Here is a 15,817-nt window from a genome sequence, read left to right as displayed (position 1 = left end):
GAGAGGAGACTTACTAGTAGCGTATGACCCTTCCCACGACGCCCGACGTCGCGATCATCGGTGCCGGACCTGCAGGCATCGGAACCGCGGTCGCACTCGAGGCCATCGACGTCGAGTTCGTCGTCCTCGAACGCGATTGCATCGGCGCTTCCTTTCGGCAGTGGCCCGAGGAAATGCGGCTCCTGACCCCGTCGTTCCCCGCCAACGCCTTCGGAGTGCGCGATCTGAACGCGATCACGCTCGATACGTCGCCGGCGCTCGCACTCGACTGCGAGCATCCGACCGGCGACCAGTACGCCGACTACCTCGAGGCAGTCGCGGCGTTTCACGACCTCCCGATCCACGCCGGGATCGAGGTCGACCGCGTCGTCCCTAACCGAAGCGCCTCGCCGGATCCGAGCCGTGACGTCGAACCCGATACCAGTCGATTTACGCTCGAGACGACCGAGGGCCCCATCGAGTCCGAGTACGTCGTCTGGGCGGCGGGCCAGTACGGCTACCCGTCGAACGGCTCGATTCCCGGCGCGGAGCACGCGGTCCACGTTTCGACCGTCGACTCGTGGGCGGCCTACGCCGAGCGGTGGTCGGCCGACCGCTCCGGCGACGCCGCCGAGTCGCCGTCCACCACCGAACCGGATCGGTCCGGGCGACAACGCGTCGCGGCCGACGGTGCGGGTGCCGCCGGCCCCATCACCGACGATATCGTCATCGTCGGCGGCGCGGAGAGCGGGATCGACGCGGCGCTGGGGCTCGTCGACGCCGGGTGTTCGGTCACGGTTCTCGACGACGACGGTCCGTGGCAGTATCGCAGCCCGGATCCGAGCGAGGTGCTTTCGCCGCGGACGAGCGAGCGACTCGAGGCGGCGCTGACCGACGGTCGGGCACTCGATCTCGTCACCGGCGCTCGGGCTGACGCGATCGATCGCACGCAAACGGGGCCGGTCAGAACCGACGACGACGGCTACGTCGTCCGAACGACCGCGGGCGACTGGTTTCGTTCCCGCGCTCCGCCGCTGCTGGCGACCGGATTCGACGGCAGCCTCGCACTCGTCGAAGACCTGTTCGACTATGGAAGTGGGGAGGGGGACGAAGAGGAGGATATGGAGAGGAACGGATCCCCGGAGCTGACCGATCGAGACGAATCGACCGAGACTCCCGGCCTCTTCCTTACCGGACCGCAGGTCGCCCACGACGGCCAGAAGTTTTGCTTCATCTACAAGTTCCGGCAACGGTTCGCCGTCGTCGCCGAAACCATCGGCGACCGGCTCGGCGTCGATACCGGGCCGCTCGAGGCCTATCGAGAGAAGCAGATGTTTCTCGAGGACCTCGAGTGCTGTGACCCCGACTACTGTGACTGTTGAGTTGTGAGCTATCCTCGCGTCAAAAAAAGACAACGGGGTGGCTCCGGGGTTTCTCAGTGTGTCGTGTGGACGTGTTCGCGTAAGTCGTCGGTCTGGTCGAACGAGTCGTCACAGACGGCACAGGTGTTGTGATGCAACGCGACGTGTTGGGTGACGCCCGCCGCGGACTGGAACGACTCGTCGCAGTTCGAACAGCTGTAGGACATACGGGATCGACTACCGACGAGCAGGGATAAAAAGCACAACCGAGCTATCGCCGGCATCAAGGTTCGGATTGGGTCGGTCGAGGTCGGCCGCCCGGCGACGCGAGACGGTCGATAGCCTCGTCTCGCTCCGTGTGATGGACGGTCGATTGCTGCTCGAGTTGTCTCGTTCGGCGCGCGGGGCGTTTCGATGCCGGTCTCGTCAGCGCATCTCGTCTCGAGAGACGAACGCCGACCCGTAAGCTTTGATCCACGTCTCTTCGATAGTGCCTGCGGTGACCGCCGAGTAGATGGTACAGCTATCCGGCCGGTGGTTGTTGCGCTCGAGGTAGGCCTGATAACACGGCGAGATATCGCCGTCTGCCGACTGTGGGTCGGGGGTCGCCGGCTGGTCTGCATCGGGTTTGGTGTTTCGTTCGGTCATCGTAGGCTCGCGTCAGTCCGCAATACCGAGTTCCTCCGCGTGGTTGTGCTGGTCAGCGGGTACTGACTCTGGCTCTGTCCACGCCTCTGCTTCGGTTTCTTCCGTGTCCTTGCAGAGTCGAATCCGAGCGTGAGCCTCTGGGCGACGGGAAGCGGTTCGGCGATGCCGGTGGACTCGACGGCGATTCCGTCGAACTGCTGCTCGCGGGCGAGTTCGGCGCGGCTCACGGGTCGCTTCACTCCCCGTTCGTCTTCTCGAGATTCCTCCGGAATCTCGCCAACGTTCACCTCGCCCGTGTCGTTGACGAGCACGGGCAGGTCGCGGTCGTCGCTCTCGCACAGGACGTTGCAAACGGTCGTCTCGCCGGCGCCGAGGATACCGGACAGTACTGTGACGGGAATCGAGTTGTCGGGCATCTGATTAACAATACCTCCACCACAGTAATAGAAGTTATTATTCGAACTAGCAACATTATTAATATGGCGGCGAGACGGTTTTCTCGAATATGATCTGAGACTCAGATCTCCCCGTTCTCGCCGCGACTCACTCCACAGCCGTGCCACGAGGAGTGATTCGTCCCGCATGAGCCGGACGAACCGGGACCGCGTCGTTCTGGTCGGGAAAGAGAGCGTCGGCAAATCGGCGCTCGCAGCCGGGCTCACCGGCGCAATCCCGGCCGACGCGAACGTCGGCGGTTCGACGGTTGCGAGCGAACGGTACCGGACCGACGACCTCGAGGTGATCGATACACCCGGGATCACCCTCGAAGCGGACACCGAGACGACGCGCGAGGCGCTTGCGTCCCTCGAGCGCGCGGAGACCGTTGCCCTGGTCGTCTCCGCGACCGACCTCGACCGGGAACTCGCCGACCTCTTGCCCCTCGTCCAGGGGCGACTCGGTGCGGTGATCGTCACCCACTGGGACAAGGTGCGGGCTACCGACGGTGCGACGAGCGTGATCACCGCTCTCGAGGGTGACCTCGGCGTTCCCGTGTTACCGGTCGATGCACGGCGGCTCTCCTGCGTCGCGACGGACGGCGGCGCTCGAGGGGGCAGGTCAGCCGACGATGGACCGGCCGAGGGCACGCCCGCCGCCGGCCAGCCCCCGGTCACCGACGGACGGGGAATCCTCGAGGCACTGCACCACGCGGACGAATTCCCGGGCGGGACCGCAGTCCGGGCCGGGTGGACGATCGAACCGCCCGTGCGAATCTTCGAGCACCCGTTGCTCGGCCCGGTCGTAAGCGCGCTCGTCTTGCTGGCACCCGCAGCCGTCGCCGTCTGGTTCGCCAATACCGTAGCCGGGGAACTCGACCCGCTCGTGGGCAGCGCACTCGAGCCCGCGGTCGCCTGGGCCGAAACACTACCGGGGCCGCTCGCGGCCGTACTCGGCGGCGACTACGGCCTGCTCTCGATGGGGCCGTTTCTGTTCGTCTGGGCGCTCCCGACGATGCTCATCTTCGCGCTCTTCATGGGTGCGTACTCGGCGAGCGGCCTCACGATGTGTGTGACGACGGCGCTCCATCCGCTCATGCGCCGGGTCGGACTCACCGGCCGAGACCTCGTTCGGGTCGTCATGGGCTTTGGCTGTAACGTGCCGGCGGTGACGAGCACGCGGGGGTGTTCGGACTGTACCCGGTGTACCACCATCTCGGCGATTTCGTTCGGTTCGGCATGTTCCTACCAGTTCCCCGCCACTCTCGCCGTCTTCGCGGCGGTAGGAATGGCCTGGCTCGTCGTTCCGTACCTCGCGATCCTCGTCGCGACGACGCTCCTCTACGTCAGGGTAATCGCGCCGGCGAACGCGCGAACGACCGATCTCGCCGTCGATCGTCGGAGCTTCCTCGAGTGGCCCCGTCCGAGCGCGATCTGGCGCGAGGCCCGCAGTTCGATCGCGAGTTTTGTCACGACCGCACTGCCCATCTTCGTCGGGATCTGTATCGCCGCCGCGCTGCTCGAGTACGTCGGTCTCCTCGACCGATTCGGGTCCGTCCTCGAGCCGGCGATGACCGCGTTTGCCCTGCCGACCGAGGCGGCGCTTCCGATCGTCTTCGCGGCGATTCGAAAGGACGGCATCGCGCTGCTGACTGCGGAGACGGTGGGACTGGCCGTCCTCTCGCCCGTCGACGTGCTCGTGGCGGTCTACCTCGCCGGCGTGTTACTCCCGTGTCTCGTCACCGCGATCACGGTCGCACGGGAGGTTTCGGTCCGATTCGTCGCGGCGATGCTCGCCCGACAGGTCGGCGCTGCAATCGGCTTCGCGCTCGTGATCGCGTGGGTCGGACGGCTCCTGGTCTGAGACGGCTGCCGTCGTCAGTTCCGGTGGCCCCGCGGCCGCTCTGCGCGTGCTGTAACTCGGTCCAGCAGTCCGTCTGCATCCCCGTGCTCACCCGGAGGATCGCTCGAGTTCGCGGTCCGGTTTGGGTTCGGGTTCGGTCTTCCGTTCGCGACCGTTCGCTCGGTCGCCGTCGTCCTCGAGGTATCGTTCGACATCCGCGACCGTCTCGGTCTCGAGGAGCACCTCGAGTCGGCGTTCGAACTCCGTTTCGGAGAGTTCGCCGTCGGCGTATCGAACGCGCAATCGCTCGAGGGCGTCCTCTGGGTCTCCCGGCTCCGCTTTCGCGGCCGATTCGCGCTCGGCCATCGACTCGGCGCTATTGTCGTCGATCGCCGTCGTGACGTGTCTGAGCAGGTTGTCGCCGAATATGAATCCGAAGATCACCAGCAGAATGGCGACCGGCGACTGGAGGGTCGCGAGCGTAACGAGCGTTCCGAGAAGCGCGACGACGGTGACGGCTACCGCCGGTGTGGACACGCGGATCACCGGTCGTTCCTCGGCCATAGGTTATTGTCCACGAATCAACACAAAAACCACCCGCCGAGATCGGCCGGATCGTCTCTCTGCTCGTTTCCGTCGAGCAACGATCCGCGCATCCGGCCCATAGTATGAAAATGCGCCGTTTGAATGGCTCCTTTTAGTAAATCCACATCTCCCGAGAGTTGGTGTCTGTAATAGTACTACTTCGTCCAACTGTACCACTCGACCGTCACCACGCTCGAGGCAATGTTCTCTCGAGCAGTATAGCTGTAGGTAGAGTAGCTGACGCGCACTCCAACGACGTCAGTCGCCGGTTTCCGCCTAATGGGGCGACGATATCCACGAACGTGTATCACGGCCGCGAGGCGAAAGCGTTTTTGAGCACGGTTACGGGGTATCAGTTGATGACCGCCTACACCGCGACGGTGACTGTTCGACTCAAACACGGTGTGCTGGACCCGGAGGCCGAAACCACGAAACAGGCCTTAGAGCGTCTGGACTTCGAACTCGAGGATCTGCGCTCGGCCGACCGCTTCGAAATCGACCTCGAGGCCGAGTCGGCCGACGCCGCGAGCGAGCGCGCGAGCGAGATGGCAGAACGGCTCCTGGCGAATCCGACCATCCACGATTACGACGTGGAGGTCGACGAGCGATAGATGACCGTTTCGATCATCAGGTTCGGCGGTTCGAACTGCGATCGAGACGCCGAGCGCGCGCTCGAGCACCTCGGTATCGACGCCGAAATCGTCTGGCACGAAGACGGCCTCCCCGAGGAAACGACGGGGGTCGTCCTTCCGGGCGGGTTCTCCTACGGCGACTACCTCCGTGCGGGTGCGATGGCGGCCCGCGCACCGATCATGGACGACGTGCGCGAGGCTGCGGCCGACGGTACGCCGGTCCTCGGCGTCTGTAACGGCGCACAGGTCGGCTGCGAGTCCGGACTCACCGAGGGCGCGTTCACGACCAATCGGAGCGCCCGCTTCCAGTGTGAACACGTCTATCTCCGCGTCGAGCGCGACGACACACCGTGGACGGCCCACTACGACGAGGGCGAGGTCATCGAGGTACCCATCGCCCACGGGGAGGGACGGTACGAGATCGACGACGACCGACTCGATGCGCTCGAGGACGACAATCGCGTCCTCTTCCGGTACTGCGACGAAGACGGTGAAACGGGGCCGGCGGTCAACCCGAACGGCTCGAAGCATAACGTCGCGGGCGTCCTCGGCGAGCGGGAGACCGTCGCCGTCCTGATGCCCCATCCCGAGCGGGCGACGCTGCCCGACATCGGTTCTACCGACGGGCAGGGCGTCCTTCGCGGTTTCGAATCGGCTGAAACCGGTGTCTGATTCGGCCACTATGTTTATTCCGTGTCCGACGAGACTCCCGATAGTAACGGCTACTATATGACTCCGCAATGGGGGCAGGTCAAACCGTAATCCGCCGTGGCTCGTTGGTTGGGATACGCGACCTGTCGGAGAACTCGCACTATGGAATACGAGACACGCCTCATCTACGTCGATTCCGGGGGGACACTCGACGTAAGTGGGGCCATGAGCGACACTGGCTTTTCGACCACAGTGGTCGGGTCTGCAGCCGGCTGTCTAGCCCGGCTGTCGACCGCTGCGTGTGTGGTGATCGCAGGGGCGCTCCCCGACACCAGTTGCGTCGATCTCTGCACGCAGATTCGAGACCGCAGACCGGAGGTACCGATCGTCGTCTTCCCCGAGAACGGAAGCGAAACGCTCGCCGGCGAGGTGATCGCTGCCGGCGCCGACGGCTACATCCCTCGTTCACAAGGCGTCGAGACCCTCGTAACGCGGGTGGACGACCTGCTCGCCGACGCCGAGTCGGTGCCAGCCGAATCCGAACCCCCGCCGACTCGTCTGGCCGCGAGCGAACGCAACGGGGATCCCGATTTCATCCCCGATTCGTCGGCCAGCGGAGCTTCCCGCGATGAGACCACGCCCGAATCCGGCGGATCACTCGCCGATCCGATCGACCGACTCGACCTCGTTATCGATCAGTCCCCGCTCGCGATCATCGAATGGACGCTCGAGTTCGAGGTGTGTAGTTGGAACCCGGCGGCGACGGAACTGTTCGGCTACACCGCCGAGGCAGCGATGGGCGAGTCCGGCATGTCGCTGCTCGTTCCCGACGCGAGGCGTGACGATGTCGCCGATCATTGGGAGACTCTCGTCGACGGTGATCTGGACGAAACTGCCAAGCGCCAGGTCAATCGAAACGTTCGCCAGGACGGGACGACGATCACCTGCGAGTGGTTCAACACGCCGCTGATCGACGACGACGGCGAGGTCGTCAGCGTCCTCTCGTTCGCACAGGACGTTACCAGGGATCTCAAACGAGCGAACGCACTCGAGGCGCTCCAGCGAACGACACACGATCTGATGCGGGCCGAATCGATGGCCGAAATCGGCGACCTCGTCGTCGATGCGACCGATCGCGTCATCGACGAGTCGCTCGCGGGACTTCGATTCTACGACGAAGACACTGACAGCCTCGAGATCGCCGCGATGACGGGCCAACTCGACGAACAGACCGACGACCTCCCCACGATCGGACCCGGTGACGGGATTCTCTGGACCGTCTACGAGGACCAGGAGCCGTCGATCATCGACGACGCTGCGGTGGACATGGTTCCCTACGATATCGCGACGAGCGTCGGGAACGCGATCGTTCACCCCCTCGGCGAGCACGGCCTGTTGACGGTCGCGTCGACGGGCGAGACGGAACTCGATATCGTCGACATGCACCTCGTTCACGTGCTGGCCGCGACGGCCGAAGCGGCGCTCGACCGGGCCGCCCGCGAACGCGAACTCGAGCGGACGAAGGCGATCGTGGAGGCCGTCGGTGACAGTGTCTACGCGCTGGATCGCGACGGCCGTTTCGTTAGCGTCAACGATACCCTGACGGCAGTGACCGGCTACGACCGCGACGAACTCCTCGGCGAACACGTCTCGAAGACGCTCACTGAGGACAGTCTCGAACACGCGGGGAGACGGGTTCGCGAACTCGTCTCAGCCGGCGACGATTCCGTCGCGACCTACGAGGTAACCGTCGAAACGAGCGACGGCGAGCGCATCCCGAGCGAGGTCAATGTGACGCTGTTGCACTCCGACGGCGACCTCGTGGGAACGGTCGGTATCGTTCGCGATATCAGCGACCGCAAACGGATGAAACGAGAACTCGTCGACCGGAAGGCGAAGATCGAGAGCCTCCACGAAATCGCGTCGCGACTCGACGACTGTGAGAGCGAGGCGGCGGTCTTCGATCTTTCGGTCGAGGCGGCCGAAGACGTGTTGAACTTCGACGTGTGCCTCGTCGGTCGTCGCGAAGGCGAATATCTCGTCAAGCAGGCGATTGCGCCGCCGATCGATGACGGGGAGTATTCCGACCGGACCCACATCCAGGAGGGTATCGCGGGGAAAACGTATCGAAATCAGCAAACATACCATATAGACGACATTCGCGAAGCGACTGACACGGAAGATGACGACCCCTACCGGTCGATACTCAGCGTTCCGATCGGTGACCACGGTGTCTTTCAGGCGGTTTCGACGGAGCGAGGCGCGTTCGACTCTGCCGACGAAGAACTCGCGGAATTACTGCTCTCTCACGTGACCGATACTCTGGACCGGTTGGCCTTCGAGGCAGAGCTCACCGAGGAGCGCGACCGGTTTTTCGCGCTGTTCGAGAACGTCCCCGACGCCGTTGTCAATACGCGTTTGCACGACGACGGGCCGATTATCGAGGACGTCAACTCGGCTTTCGAGCGCGTCTTCGGCTACGACGAACAGGAGGTGCTCGGCAAACCGCTCGATCAGTTCATCGTTCCAACGAACAGAACCCAGACCGCCGAGACGCTGAACCATCACGGGGTCAGCGGGGACCCCGTCGAAGCCGAAGTCAAACGGCGGACGGCCGACGGCCTGCGAGATTTCATGATGCGGGTCGTCCCGATGCAGATCGACGACGAGTCGGAACGCGCGTTCGGCGTCTACACCGATATCACCGAGCGGAAACAGCGACAGAAACGCGTCGAGATACTGAACCGTGTCCTGCGCCACGATCTGCGAAACGGCATGAACATCATCAACGGCTGCGCCGAGATGCTCGTCGACGCCGTCGACGACGACGATACCGAGTACGTGGAAACGATTCAGGAGCGAGCCAGCGAACTCATCAGTCTCGCGGAGAAGACGCGAGCCGTCGAACGAACGCTCGAGCGGAGCGAATCGACGATCGGCCCGATCGATATCGCCGACGCGACCGAACGGGCCACCGATCGACTCGAGTCCGTCTACAGCGACGTCGACGTCAGCTGTACGATACCCGACCGCACGTTCGTCCGCGCCGACGAGTACATTCAGACGGCTATTTTCCAGGTGCTCGAGAACGCGGTCGAACACAACGACGCGGAGTCACCGACTATCGACGTGCGTCTCTCGACGCAGCGAGCAGACGACGCGGCCGATCCCACCACCGACGATTTCGTCACACTTTCGATCACCGATAACGGACCCGGAATCCCCGACGAGGAACGGGAGTTGCTCCAGGAGGAACGCGAGATTACGCAGTTGCGACACGCGAGCGGGCTCGGGCTCTGGCTGGTCAACTGGGTGGTCTCCCAATCGGGCGGCCAACTTTCGTTCGACGAGTACCAGCCGCGTGGCACGGTCGTCGAGATTCAAGTTCCGCGAGCGGAGACTGCGCTGACCCAGCGTAGCGCCGCTGAACCGCCAGCGGACAACTGAATCTCCGTCGGCACTCGATCGCGGCCAGAAACCATACTACCGGGCAACGACGACTTCAACTCGGAGATTCGCTCCACGGTGGTCGTGTGCCTGAATTAGATCCGAACCCAATCCCGGTCGGCGTCGCCGAATACGCCCTGTCGACGGACGAGCGACCGTTACGAACCAGCGGCGTCGGCTCCTGCGGCGTCGTCGTGATCCACGACGAAACGGCGTGCGTGAGCGGGCTCCTCCATTTCATGTTACCGGATGCCGCAGACGGGACCAGCGGCCATCCCGACGCAAAGTTCGCGGATCTCGGTATCGCGGCGTTGCTTTCGGCGTTCGAATCCGCCGGCGGTCGCTCGACCCGGGCGTGGGCGAAACTCGCCGGCGGGGCGACGATGATCGGCTTCGACAGCTTCGACCGGCCGATCGGAGAACGCAACGTCGAGGCTGCACAGACCGTTCTCGAGGCCCGGAACATCCCGCTGTGTGGTACGGATGTCGGCGGCGACGCGGGTCGAAAAGTCCTGTTCTATCCGAGTACGGGCGAGTTGCAGATCACGACCGCAGACGGAGAAACGACCTGTTAGGTTGTGGTGAGTGTGGACACGCGGGCTGGGTCTGCAAGTCACGTCGTGAAATCGGGCCGCCTCCCTCAAGGAGCCGCCGAAGGCGGCGAGCAGACAGCGAATGTTTACGGGACCTACTCGAAGAGTTCGTCGGGATCCGCGCGCGTTTTGCCGGCCCGGTTGACGAGCAACTCCTCGAGCGCGGTCGCCAACTCGTCGCGGCGTGGGAGCGCGAACAGCTGACACTGGAGCGAGTCGCTGTCGCCGGTTTTGATCGTCGAGTCGAGCAGGAACGCGTAGTTCTCCGTTCGGCCGATGTCGGCGATGATCGGACTCATGATCGACGAGCCCATGTCCGCGATGAACCGCGGCGGGGAATGTTTGATCGAGGTCTCGAGCACGTTCGCCCAGCCGTCGAGGAAGCCGCTCGCGACGATGTTGCAGAGCTCTTCGAGGGCCTCCCGGTCGCGCTCGCCCCACTCGCCGTCGCTCTCGACCGGCAACAACGCGTCGACGCTCTCCCGCGCCGACGCCGGATCGAACAGGATCGCGAGGTAGCCACTCGGCGAGCCGGTGTACTCGACGGCGGTTCCGACTCGTCGGTCGTCGCCGACCTGTGCGGGGATGTCGGCAATGGGGATGAAACTCAGTTGGTTCACCTCGACGGCGGTCTCGAGGCCGGTCATCGTCGTCACGTTCGCGGCGGCCTTGGTCGCGCCCCGTTCGGTCATCTCGGTGAAGACCTCGAGTTTGTCCAGCGAGATGCCGTTTCCGCCGTCGTTCCCGCCGGTGGCGTCGGTGTCGGGGTTGCCGTCGCCGTCGCTCTCGAGCAGTTGCTCGATCGATTCGATTTTCGGAAACAGCAGCATCCGGAAGTCGATATCCTCGCCGATGGCTTCGACGCGACTGCGGAAGACGAAAACGTACTCTCCGTTCGATTCGCTTTCGCCATCGACGTCGTCGCGCTCGCTCGTCGTGGCGTCGGGACTGCCGCGCTCGCCTTTGCGTTCGCTTTGGCTTTTGCCCGCGAGCATCGCCTCTGGGAGCACGTCGATTCCGGTTCCCTCGACGTACGTCGGCGGTGAGACCTCGACTTTCGTGTCCAGGTGGTCCGCCCAGCCGCTAATAAACCCGTTGACCATGATGTTCCCGGCCTCCGCGATCGCTTCCTCGACCCGCTCCGGGTCGTCGGTCGGCACCAGCTCGCTCGTGATGGCGTCCCGTCCGGCCTCGTCGAACGCGAGGACGGTCTCTCCGGAGAGCGGCGCACCCAGAGAAACCTCGACGCCTGCAAACGTTCGACCGGCGAACTCGTACTGGAGATCCGACACCGAGAGCAGCGAGACGTCGGTTACGTCGACGCGCGTCTCGACGCCCGTCAGCTCCCGGAGCGCAGTCGCCGCGGATTCGGTTCCCTCCCGCGCCAGTTCGTTGTACGTCTCGAGGGAGCGAATGTCGATCTCCATCGAATTACCCCTCATACGGTCCACTGTCCGTCATTGGCGGTGCGACCGCGAACCGTCTTGCGGTTGCACCGGTAAATCGTTACAGCAAACCGTATCAGCCATCGTATACCCCGGTCCGGACATACGTCGTTCCTAGCCGGGGGCGGTAATCTATCTTATGGGAGAATGAACGGTGAGCGGCCGGCTTTCGCGCACTCGCCAGGGGCCATCACGGGCCGGTGAGTCGGCGAGGTGCCGATGTGGCGAGGGGGCGAGTCAGCGGAGTAGCGAGTCATCGAGTCAGCGGTTGGTTAAAACTCCGCTCGCGCTCCATAACCGTCTCCCAGGTAAGCTCACACTCACAGGAAACCTGTTCGAAGACGGAGGGATCCTGTCGAAGGTCGAAATCCTTGATCGCCTTCTGGACGAGGTCGTCACACTCCGTGCAGTTGTGCGGGCCGCGGTCGGAACCGTGTCCGACCGGGTCGGAAACGACGATGGCGTCGACGTCCGCGGTTTCCTCGAGGACGTGTGCGACCGACCAGAGCCACGGGGGCCGGTAGCCGTCGTTGAAGTAGAGTTCGTCGACCATCGTGTAGCGCTGGACGTTACAGGGGTTCATCGAGACGGTGTGACAGCCCTCCACGTCGGCGCAGCGTTCGATCGACGAGATCATGTCCGCGACGGCTTCGGACTCCGTGAGGAACGGCGGTTTCATCAGGAGGTAGGCTTTGATCCCCGCCTCGACATCGTCGCCCGCCTCCGCATCGGCGACTGCGGCCTCCTCGCAGGCGTCCTCGAAGTCGGCGAAGTCGAAGTACTTGTTCACACAGTCGTGACGCACGCGGTCGGTCGCCGTCTCGAGGCCGATGGCGATGTCCGTATCGATCCCGTACTGGGTGAAGTCGCCGATTTTCTCGCGGCTGACGAAGTCGGGCAGGGACTCGAGGACGATCCGTTCGCGGTCGCCGAAGGTTTCGGCGATGGCGCGGCGGCTCTCGGCGCCGACCTCCCGCTCGTCGAGGAAGGAGCCGGAGGTGTAGATCTTGATGAGATCGGCGGGTTCGTCGCCGTGTTCCTGCTCGTGTTCCAGACAGATGTCGATCTGGTCCATCAGCGCCTCGTGGCTCACGCTGCCGCCGTCGACGCTTTCGGCGACGTAGCCACACATCGTACAGCCGCCGGCGCGGGCCCAGCGGCAGCCGCCGGTGTTTAAGATGATCGTCAGGCTCTGCTTGACGCCGCCGGGGGTGTTGTCCTCGTCGAGCCAGACGCGAGTCGGCTCGTGGGGGTCGTAGCTCGCCTCCTTGCGCGAGCGGATCTCCCGCATCGCCTGGTTGTGGGCGTCCATGCCCTTGCCCTGCTCGTAGACGTCGGGCGTGGGTTTACTCATTGTGTGAGGCAAGCGGCCCAGCGCCTAAAGCGCCTTCGTCTGGGAACTGACGACAAAATCGCGTTCGCTCACCGGCGATAGTGCCGTCGAAGGACGACTCGCCCTCGAGCGAACGCCTCCGACGACCGACTGCATCGGTCCCTACTCGAGGCGCATTTCACGCGTCTCGATGGCGTGGCAGGTCGGACAGATGAACTGGTATTGGACGCGACTGCCGGAGGTACTGACGCGCCAGCCGCCGTCAGTATCCATGTAGCCACACGCCGGGCATTTCAGCTCCGACTCGTCGAACTTCGCTCGAAGTCGCTCGAACGGTGATCGAAAGCTAGACATGTGCTATCATAGGTCACGGAGATTTATAACATGCGTGGTGATCCGTCCGATAACTGATTCGTCCGTCCGATAACCAGGGTTCTTAGGGTATCGCCTTCCCTAGAACGGGTATGGAGAACGCCAATGCGGCGTCTGATGATGGGGGACGTGCAACCCCGGCAGCCACCGCACTCGAGGCCGTAGTCGACCCCGTCGTCGCCGTCGCTGACGGGACGATTACGTACGCTAACGGTGTGGCACGGGATCTCTTCGAACTTCCGGTCGAGGAGGCACGGGAGGAAGTCGGTGCTGATGCCGGTACCGGTAGCGGTGCTGGCAACTGGGACGCGTCGACTGCACTCGAACACTGGACGCGACTCGAGACAGCGATCGACGAGACGGCGGTCGGGACCGTTCGCCACGTCGCGCTCGCTGACGACGCCGAGAGCGGTGACGGGAAGCGATTCAACGCCCGCGTCCATCGCTCGGCCGAGGGCGCAACGATCGTGTTCGAACGCGTCGGTGACGTGGACCGTACCGATAACACAGTCTCGAACACCGGTGTCACTGACGGAACCACGGTCAGCGAAACCGATCGCGTGGTCAAAGAGCGAGCGATCAACGAAGCCCCGGTCGGGATCACGATCTCCGACCCGGATCTCGAGGACAATCCACTGGTCTACATCAACGACGCCTATCAGGAAATGACCGGCTACAGCTACGACGACGTCATTGGGCGAAACTGTCGGTTCCTACAGGGCGACGACTCCGACGAAGACGCAATCGCCGAAATGGCGGCGGCGATCGACGAGGACCGTCCGGTGACCGTCGAACTCAAGAACTACCGAAAGGACGGCACCGAGTTTTGGAACGAGGTCACGATCGCCCCCGTTCGCGATGATGCGGGCGAGGTCACCCACTACGTCGGCTTCCAGAACGATGTGACGGCGCGCAAGGAGGCCGAGTTCGAACTCGAGCGCCGAACTGAGGAACTCGAGTACATCCTCGAACGGATCGAGGGATTGATCCAGGACGTGACCGACGTGGTCGCGGGCTCGACGACGCGAGACGAACTCGAGGAGGCGGTGTGCGATCGGATTGCCGCCGAGTCGGCCTACGAGGGTGCCTGGATCGGCGAGCGAAACCCCGCAACGGGAACGATCGACGTTCGGGCGAGTACCGGCGCGTGTGCCGGTAACGCTGGAGTGTCGACGACCGGCGACCATCCGGCCGCCGAAACCCTCGCCGAGAACGCCATCGCCACCGACTCGCTCGAGGGGACGACCCACGCCTCGTTCCCGCTGTCGTACAACGGGATCGAGTACGGGGTCCTTACAGTCTGTACGGACCGCAACCCGCCAATCGACGAACGCGAGACCGTGATCCTCTCAGCGCTCGCGCGCGCGGTCGCGAGCGGCGTCAACGCCCGGGAGACGAGTCGCGTGCTCGCGACGAACGCGGTCGTTGCCGTCGAACTTGCGCTCACCGATACGGCCGTCGGCCCCGTCGCCCTCTCCGAGATTGCGGACTGTCGCCTCGAGTACCGTCGATCGGTCCACCGAACCGGCGACGAGACGGCATCGCTGTTTACCGTCACCGGGCCCGACGCCACCGCCGACGACCTCACCGCGGCCGTCGCCGAGATTCCCGACCTCGACTGCCGGGTCATCGTCGAACGCGACGGCGAGTGCCTGATCGAACTGTCCGGCGGTGACGACCTCGTCGGTTGGCTCTCCGACCGCGGCGTCCGGACCCAATCGATCGAGAGCGAAGACGGCCGGGCACGTCTCACGCTCGAGATTCCGCGGTCGGCCAACGTTCGGTCGGTCGTGGAGGCCGTCGAAGACCGATATGCGGGCACCGACGTCATTTCGTTCGAACAACGCGACCGCGAGGAAGAGACTCACCAGGAGTTCGCCGCCAGGCTCGAAGCCGAGCTTACCGATCGCCAGTTCGCCGCGTTACAGCGGGCCTATCTGAGCGGCTACTTCGAGTGGCCCCGACCGACGACTGGGGAGGAACTGGCTCAGTCGATGGGCGTCTCCCGGCCGACCTTCCACGAACACTTGCGCTCGGCCGAAGCGAAGCTCTGTGGAGCCTTCTTCACGGATAAGCAATCTTCGGCTTGATATCGCCGGCGGAACGGCATCTTAATCGGCTGTAGCCCGGAGTTAGCGTCTGGACGGTCGCCGAGATTTATCTACCACCTCGTGATAGCTCGAGTTATGCTCGACATCGCAACGTCGGTACCACTTCAGATGGGCGGCGGCGGCTTCCTGTACTGGGCGATCATCTTCTTCGTGCTCGCGATCGTCGCTGCAGCGGTCGGAGCCCGCGGCGTCGCCGGCATCTCGATGGAGATCGCGCGGATCTTCGTGCTGATCTTCATCATCCTTGCCGTCGTCGCACTGCTGTTATAAGCACGGCCCGTCCCCCACGGCGGGCGGTCCGCTCGGTATCGTTGTCGGCCCAGTAGCGGGTCGACCCAGCGACGACATTCTCGAGTGCGACAGCAGCTGCCCGAGAGCACCAA

Annotated in this window: 14 protein-coding genes and 1 pseudogene; 8 read left to right on the top strand and 7 right to left on the bottom strand. The window is 64.1% G+C overall.

Going from position 1 to position 15,817, the window contains the following annotated elements; translation table 11 throughout:
* The first annotated feature begins 23 nt into the window (after positions 1-23).
* Positions 24-1,361, top strand: a complete 1,338-nt coding sequence (locus GS429_RS16230; RefSeq protein WP_160066386.1) for an NAD(P)/FAD-dependent oxidoreductase — start codon at positions 24-26, stop codon at positions 1,359-1,361.
* A gap of 53 nt (positions 1,362-1,414) precedes the next feature.
* Here the strand turns inward: GS429_RS16230 and GS429_RS21960 are convergent, their stop codons facing one another.
* The 3 genes and pseudogenes from GS429_RS21960 to GS429_RS16220 form a co-directional block, all read right to left on the bottom strand.
* Positions 1,415-1,567 (bottom strand): C2H2-type zinc finger protein, encoded by a 153-nt coding sequence (locus GS429_RS21960; protein WP_201294039.1) that lies wholly within the window; start codon positions 1,565-1,567, stop codon positions 1,415-1,417.
* Between the two features lie 199 nt (positions 1,568-1,766).
* Positions 1,767-1,988: a DUF7511 domain-containing protein gene (locus GS429_RS16225; RefSeq protein ID WP_160066385.1), complete on the bottom strand. Its 222-nt coding sequence runs from the start codon at positions 1,986-1,988 to the stop codon at positions 1,767-1,769.
* A 110-nt stretch (positions 1,989-2,098) separates the two neighbouring features.
* Positions 2,099-2,404, bottom strand: a pseudogene (locus GS429_RS16220) (GTP-binding protein); the annotation flags it as partial.
* 166 nt (positions 2,405-2,570) lie between these two features.
* Between GS429_RS16220 and GS429_RS16215 the strand changes: the two are divergent.
* Complete coding sequence (locus GS429_RS16215) at positions 2,571-4,286, top strand: nucleoside recognition domain-containing protein (RefSeq protein ID WP_160066383.1); 1,716 nt, start codon at positions 2,571-2,573, stop codon at positions 4,284-4,286.
* Between the two features lie 87 nt (positions 4,287-4,373).
* On the opposite strand, the gene GS429_RS16210 is transcribed toward GS429_RS16215, so the two are convergent.
* Positions 4,374-4,829 carry an SHOCT domain-containing protein gene (locus GS429_RS16210; protein ID WP_160066382.1) on the bottom strand — a complete coding sequence of 152 codons (456 nt, stop codon included), beginning with the start codon at positions 4,827-4,829 and terminating at the stop codon, positions 4,374-4,376.
* A gap of 380 nt (positions 4,830-5,209) precedes the next feature.
* Here GS429_RS16210 and purS point away from each other — a divergent pair, with 380 nt between their 5' ends.
* The 4 genes from purS to GS429_RS16190 all read left to right on the top strand — a co-directional run bounded on the left by purS (position 5,210) and on the right by GS429_RS16190 (position 10,155).
* Positions 5,210-5,461 (top strand): phosphoribosylformylglycinamidine synthase subunit PurS, encoded by a 252-nt coding sequence (gene purS / locus GS429_RS16205; protein WP_160066381.1) that lies wholly within the window; start codon positions 5,210-5,212, stop codon positions 5,459-5,461.
* The gene (purQ, locus tag GS429_RS16200; protein WP_160066380.1) at positions 5,462-6,154 is read left to right on the top strand and encodes a phosphoribosylformylglycinamidine synthase I; all 693 of its coding nucleotides are present in this window, start codon (positions 5,462-5,464) and stop codon (positions 6,152-6,154) included.
* Positions 6,155-6,295: 141 nt separating this feature from the next.
* On the top strand, positions 6,296-9,580 hold the full coding sequence (locus GS429_RS16195; protein WP_160066379.1) for a PAS domain S-box protein: 3,285 nt from the start codon (positions 6,296-6,298) through the stop codon (positions 9,578-9,580).
* Between the two features lie 86 nt (positions 9,581-9,666).
* Positions 9,667-10,155: a chemotaxis protein CheD gene (locus GS429_RS16190; RefSeq protein ID WP_328821438.1), complete on the top strand. Its 489-nt coding sequence runs from the start codon at positions 9,667-9,669 to the stop codon at positions 10,153-10,155.
* Positions 10,156-10,268: 113 nt separating this feature from the next.
* On the opposite strand, the gene GS429_RS16185 is transcribed toward GS429_RS16190, so the two are convergent.
* The 3 genes from GS429_RS16185 to GS429_RS16175 form a co-directional block, all read right to left on the bottom strand.
* Positions 10,269-11,600, bottom strand: a complete 1,332-nt coding sequence (locus GS429_RS16185) for a chemotaxis protein CheC (protein ID WP_160066378.1) — start codon at positions 11,598-11,600, stop codon at positions 10,269-10,271.
* 271 nt (positions 11,601-11,871) lie between these two features.
* A complete protein-coding gene (locus GS429_RS16180; RefSeq protein WP_160066377.1) occupies positions 11,872-12,972 on the bottom strand; it encodes an archaeosine biosynthesis radical SAM protein RaSEA in 1,101 nt (366 codons plus the stop codon).
* A 141-nt stretch (positions 12,973-13,113) separates the two neighbouring features.
* Positions 13,114-13,305, bottom strand: a complete 192-nt coding sequence (locus GS429_RS16175; protein ID WP_160066376.1) for an HVO_0649 family zinc finger protein — start codon at positions 13,303-13,305, stop codon at positions 13,114-13,116.
* Between the two features lie 110 nt (positions 13,306-13,415).
* Between GS429_RS16175 and GS429_RS16170 the strand changes: the two genes are divergently transcribed.
* Together GS429_RS16170 and GS429_RS16165 are read left to right on the top strand one after the other, a co-directional pair.
* A complete protein-coding gene (locus GS429_RS16170; RefSeq protein ID WP_160066375.1) occupies positions 13,416-15,413 on the top strand; it encodes a bacterio-opsin activator domain-containing protein in 1,998 nt (665 codons plus the stop codon).
* Between the two features lie 96 nt (positions 15,414-15,509).
* Entirely contained in the window at positions 15,510-15,704 is a 195-nt protein-coding gene (locus GS429_RS16165; RefSeq protein WP_160066374.1) for a DUF1328 family protein, read from the top strand.
* Positions 15,705-15,817: the final 113 nt, after the last annotated feature.

Source organism: Natronorubrum halalkaliphilum (assembly GCF_009834785.1).
Taxonomy (GTDB): domain Archaea; phylum Halobacteriota; class Halobacteria; order Halobacteriales; family Natrialbaceae; genus Natronorubrum; species Natronorubrum halalkaliphilum.
This window is presented reverse-complemented; position numbering and strand designations above follow the sequence as displayed.

What these genes read in the sequence shown, in the direction of transcription:
- GS429_RS16230 (WP_160066386.1), top strand. Translation starts at nt 24, where the DNA reads ATGACCCTTCCCACGACGCCCGACGTCGCGATCATCGGTGCCGGACCT.
- GS429_RS21960 (WP_201294039.1), bottom strand. Translation starts at nt 1,567, where the DNA reads ATGTCCTACAGCTGTTCGAACTGCGACGAGTCGTTCCAGTCCGCGGCG.
- GS429_RS16225 (WP_160066385.1), bottom strand. Translation starts at nt 1,988, where the DNA reads ATGACCGAACGAAACACCAAACCCGATGCAGACCAGCCGGCGACCCCC.
- GS429_RS16215 (WP_160066383.1), top strand. Translation starts at nt 2,571, where the DNA reads ATGAGCCGGACGAACCGGGACCGCGTCGTTCTGGTCGGGAAAGAGAGC.
- GS429_RS16210 (WP_160066382.1), bottom strand. Translation starts at nt 4,829, where the DNA reads ATGGCCGAGGAACGACCGGTGATCCGCGTGTCCACACCGGCGGTAGCC.
- purS (WP_160066381.1), top strand. Translation starts at nt 5,210, where the DNA reads ATGACCGCCTACACCGCGACGGTGACTGTTCGACTCAAACACGGTGTG.
- purQ (WP_160066380.1), top strand. Translation starts at nt 5,462, where the DNA reads ATGACCGTTTCGATCATCAGGTTCGGCGGTTCGAACTGCGATCGAGAC.
- GS429_RS16195 (WP_160066379.1), top strand. Translation starts at nt 6,296, where the DNA reads ATGGAATACGAGACACGCCTCATCTACGTCGATTCCGGGGGGACACTC.
- GS429_RS16185 (WP_160066378.1), bottom strand. Translation starts at nt 11,600, where the DNA reads ATGGAGATCGACATTCGCTCCCTCGAGACGTACAACGAACTGGCGCGG.
- GS429_RS16180 (WP_160066377.1), bottom strand. Translation starts at nt 12,972, where the DNA reads ATGAGTAAACCCACGCCCGACGTCTACGAGCAGGGCAAGGGCATGGAC.
- GS429_RS16175 (WP_160066376.1), bottom strand. Translation starts at nt 13,305, where the DNA reads ATGTCTAGCTTTCGATCACCGTTCGAGCGACTTCGAGCGAAGTTCGAC.
- GS429_RS16170 (WP_160066375.1), top strand. Translation starts at nt 13,416, where the DNA reads ATGGAGAACGCCAATGCGGCGTCTGATGATGGGGGACGTGCAACCCCG.
- GS429_RS16165 (WP_160066374.1), top strand. Translation starts at nt 15,510, where the DNA reads ATGCTCGACATCGCAACGTCGGTACCACTTCAGATGGGCGGCGGCGGC.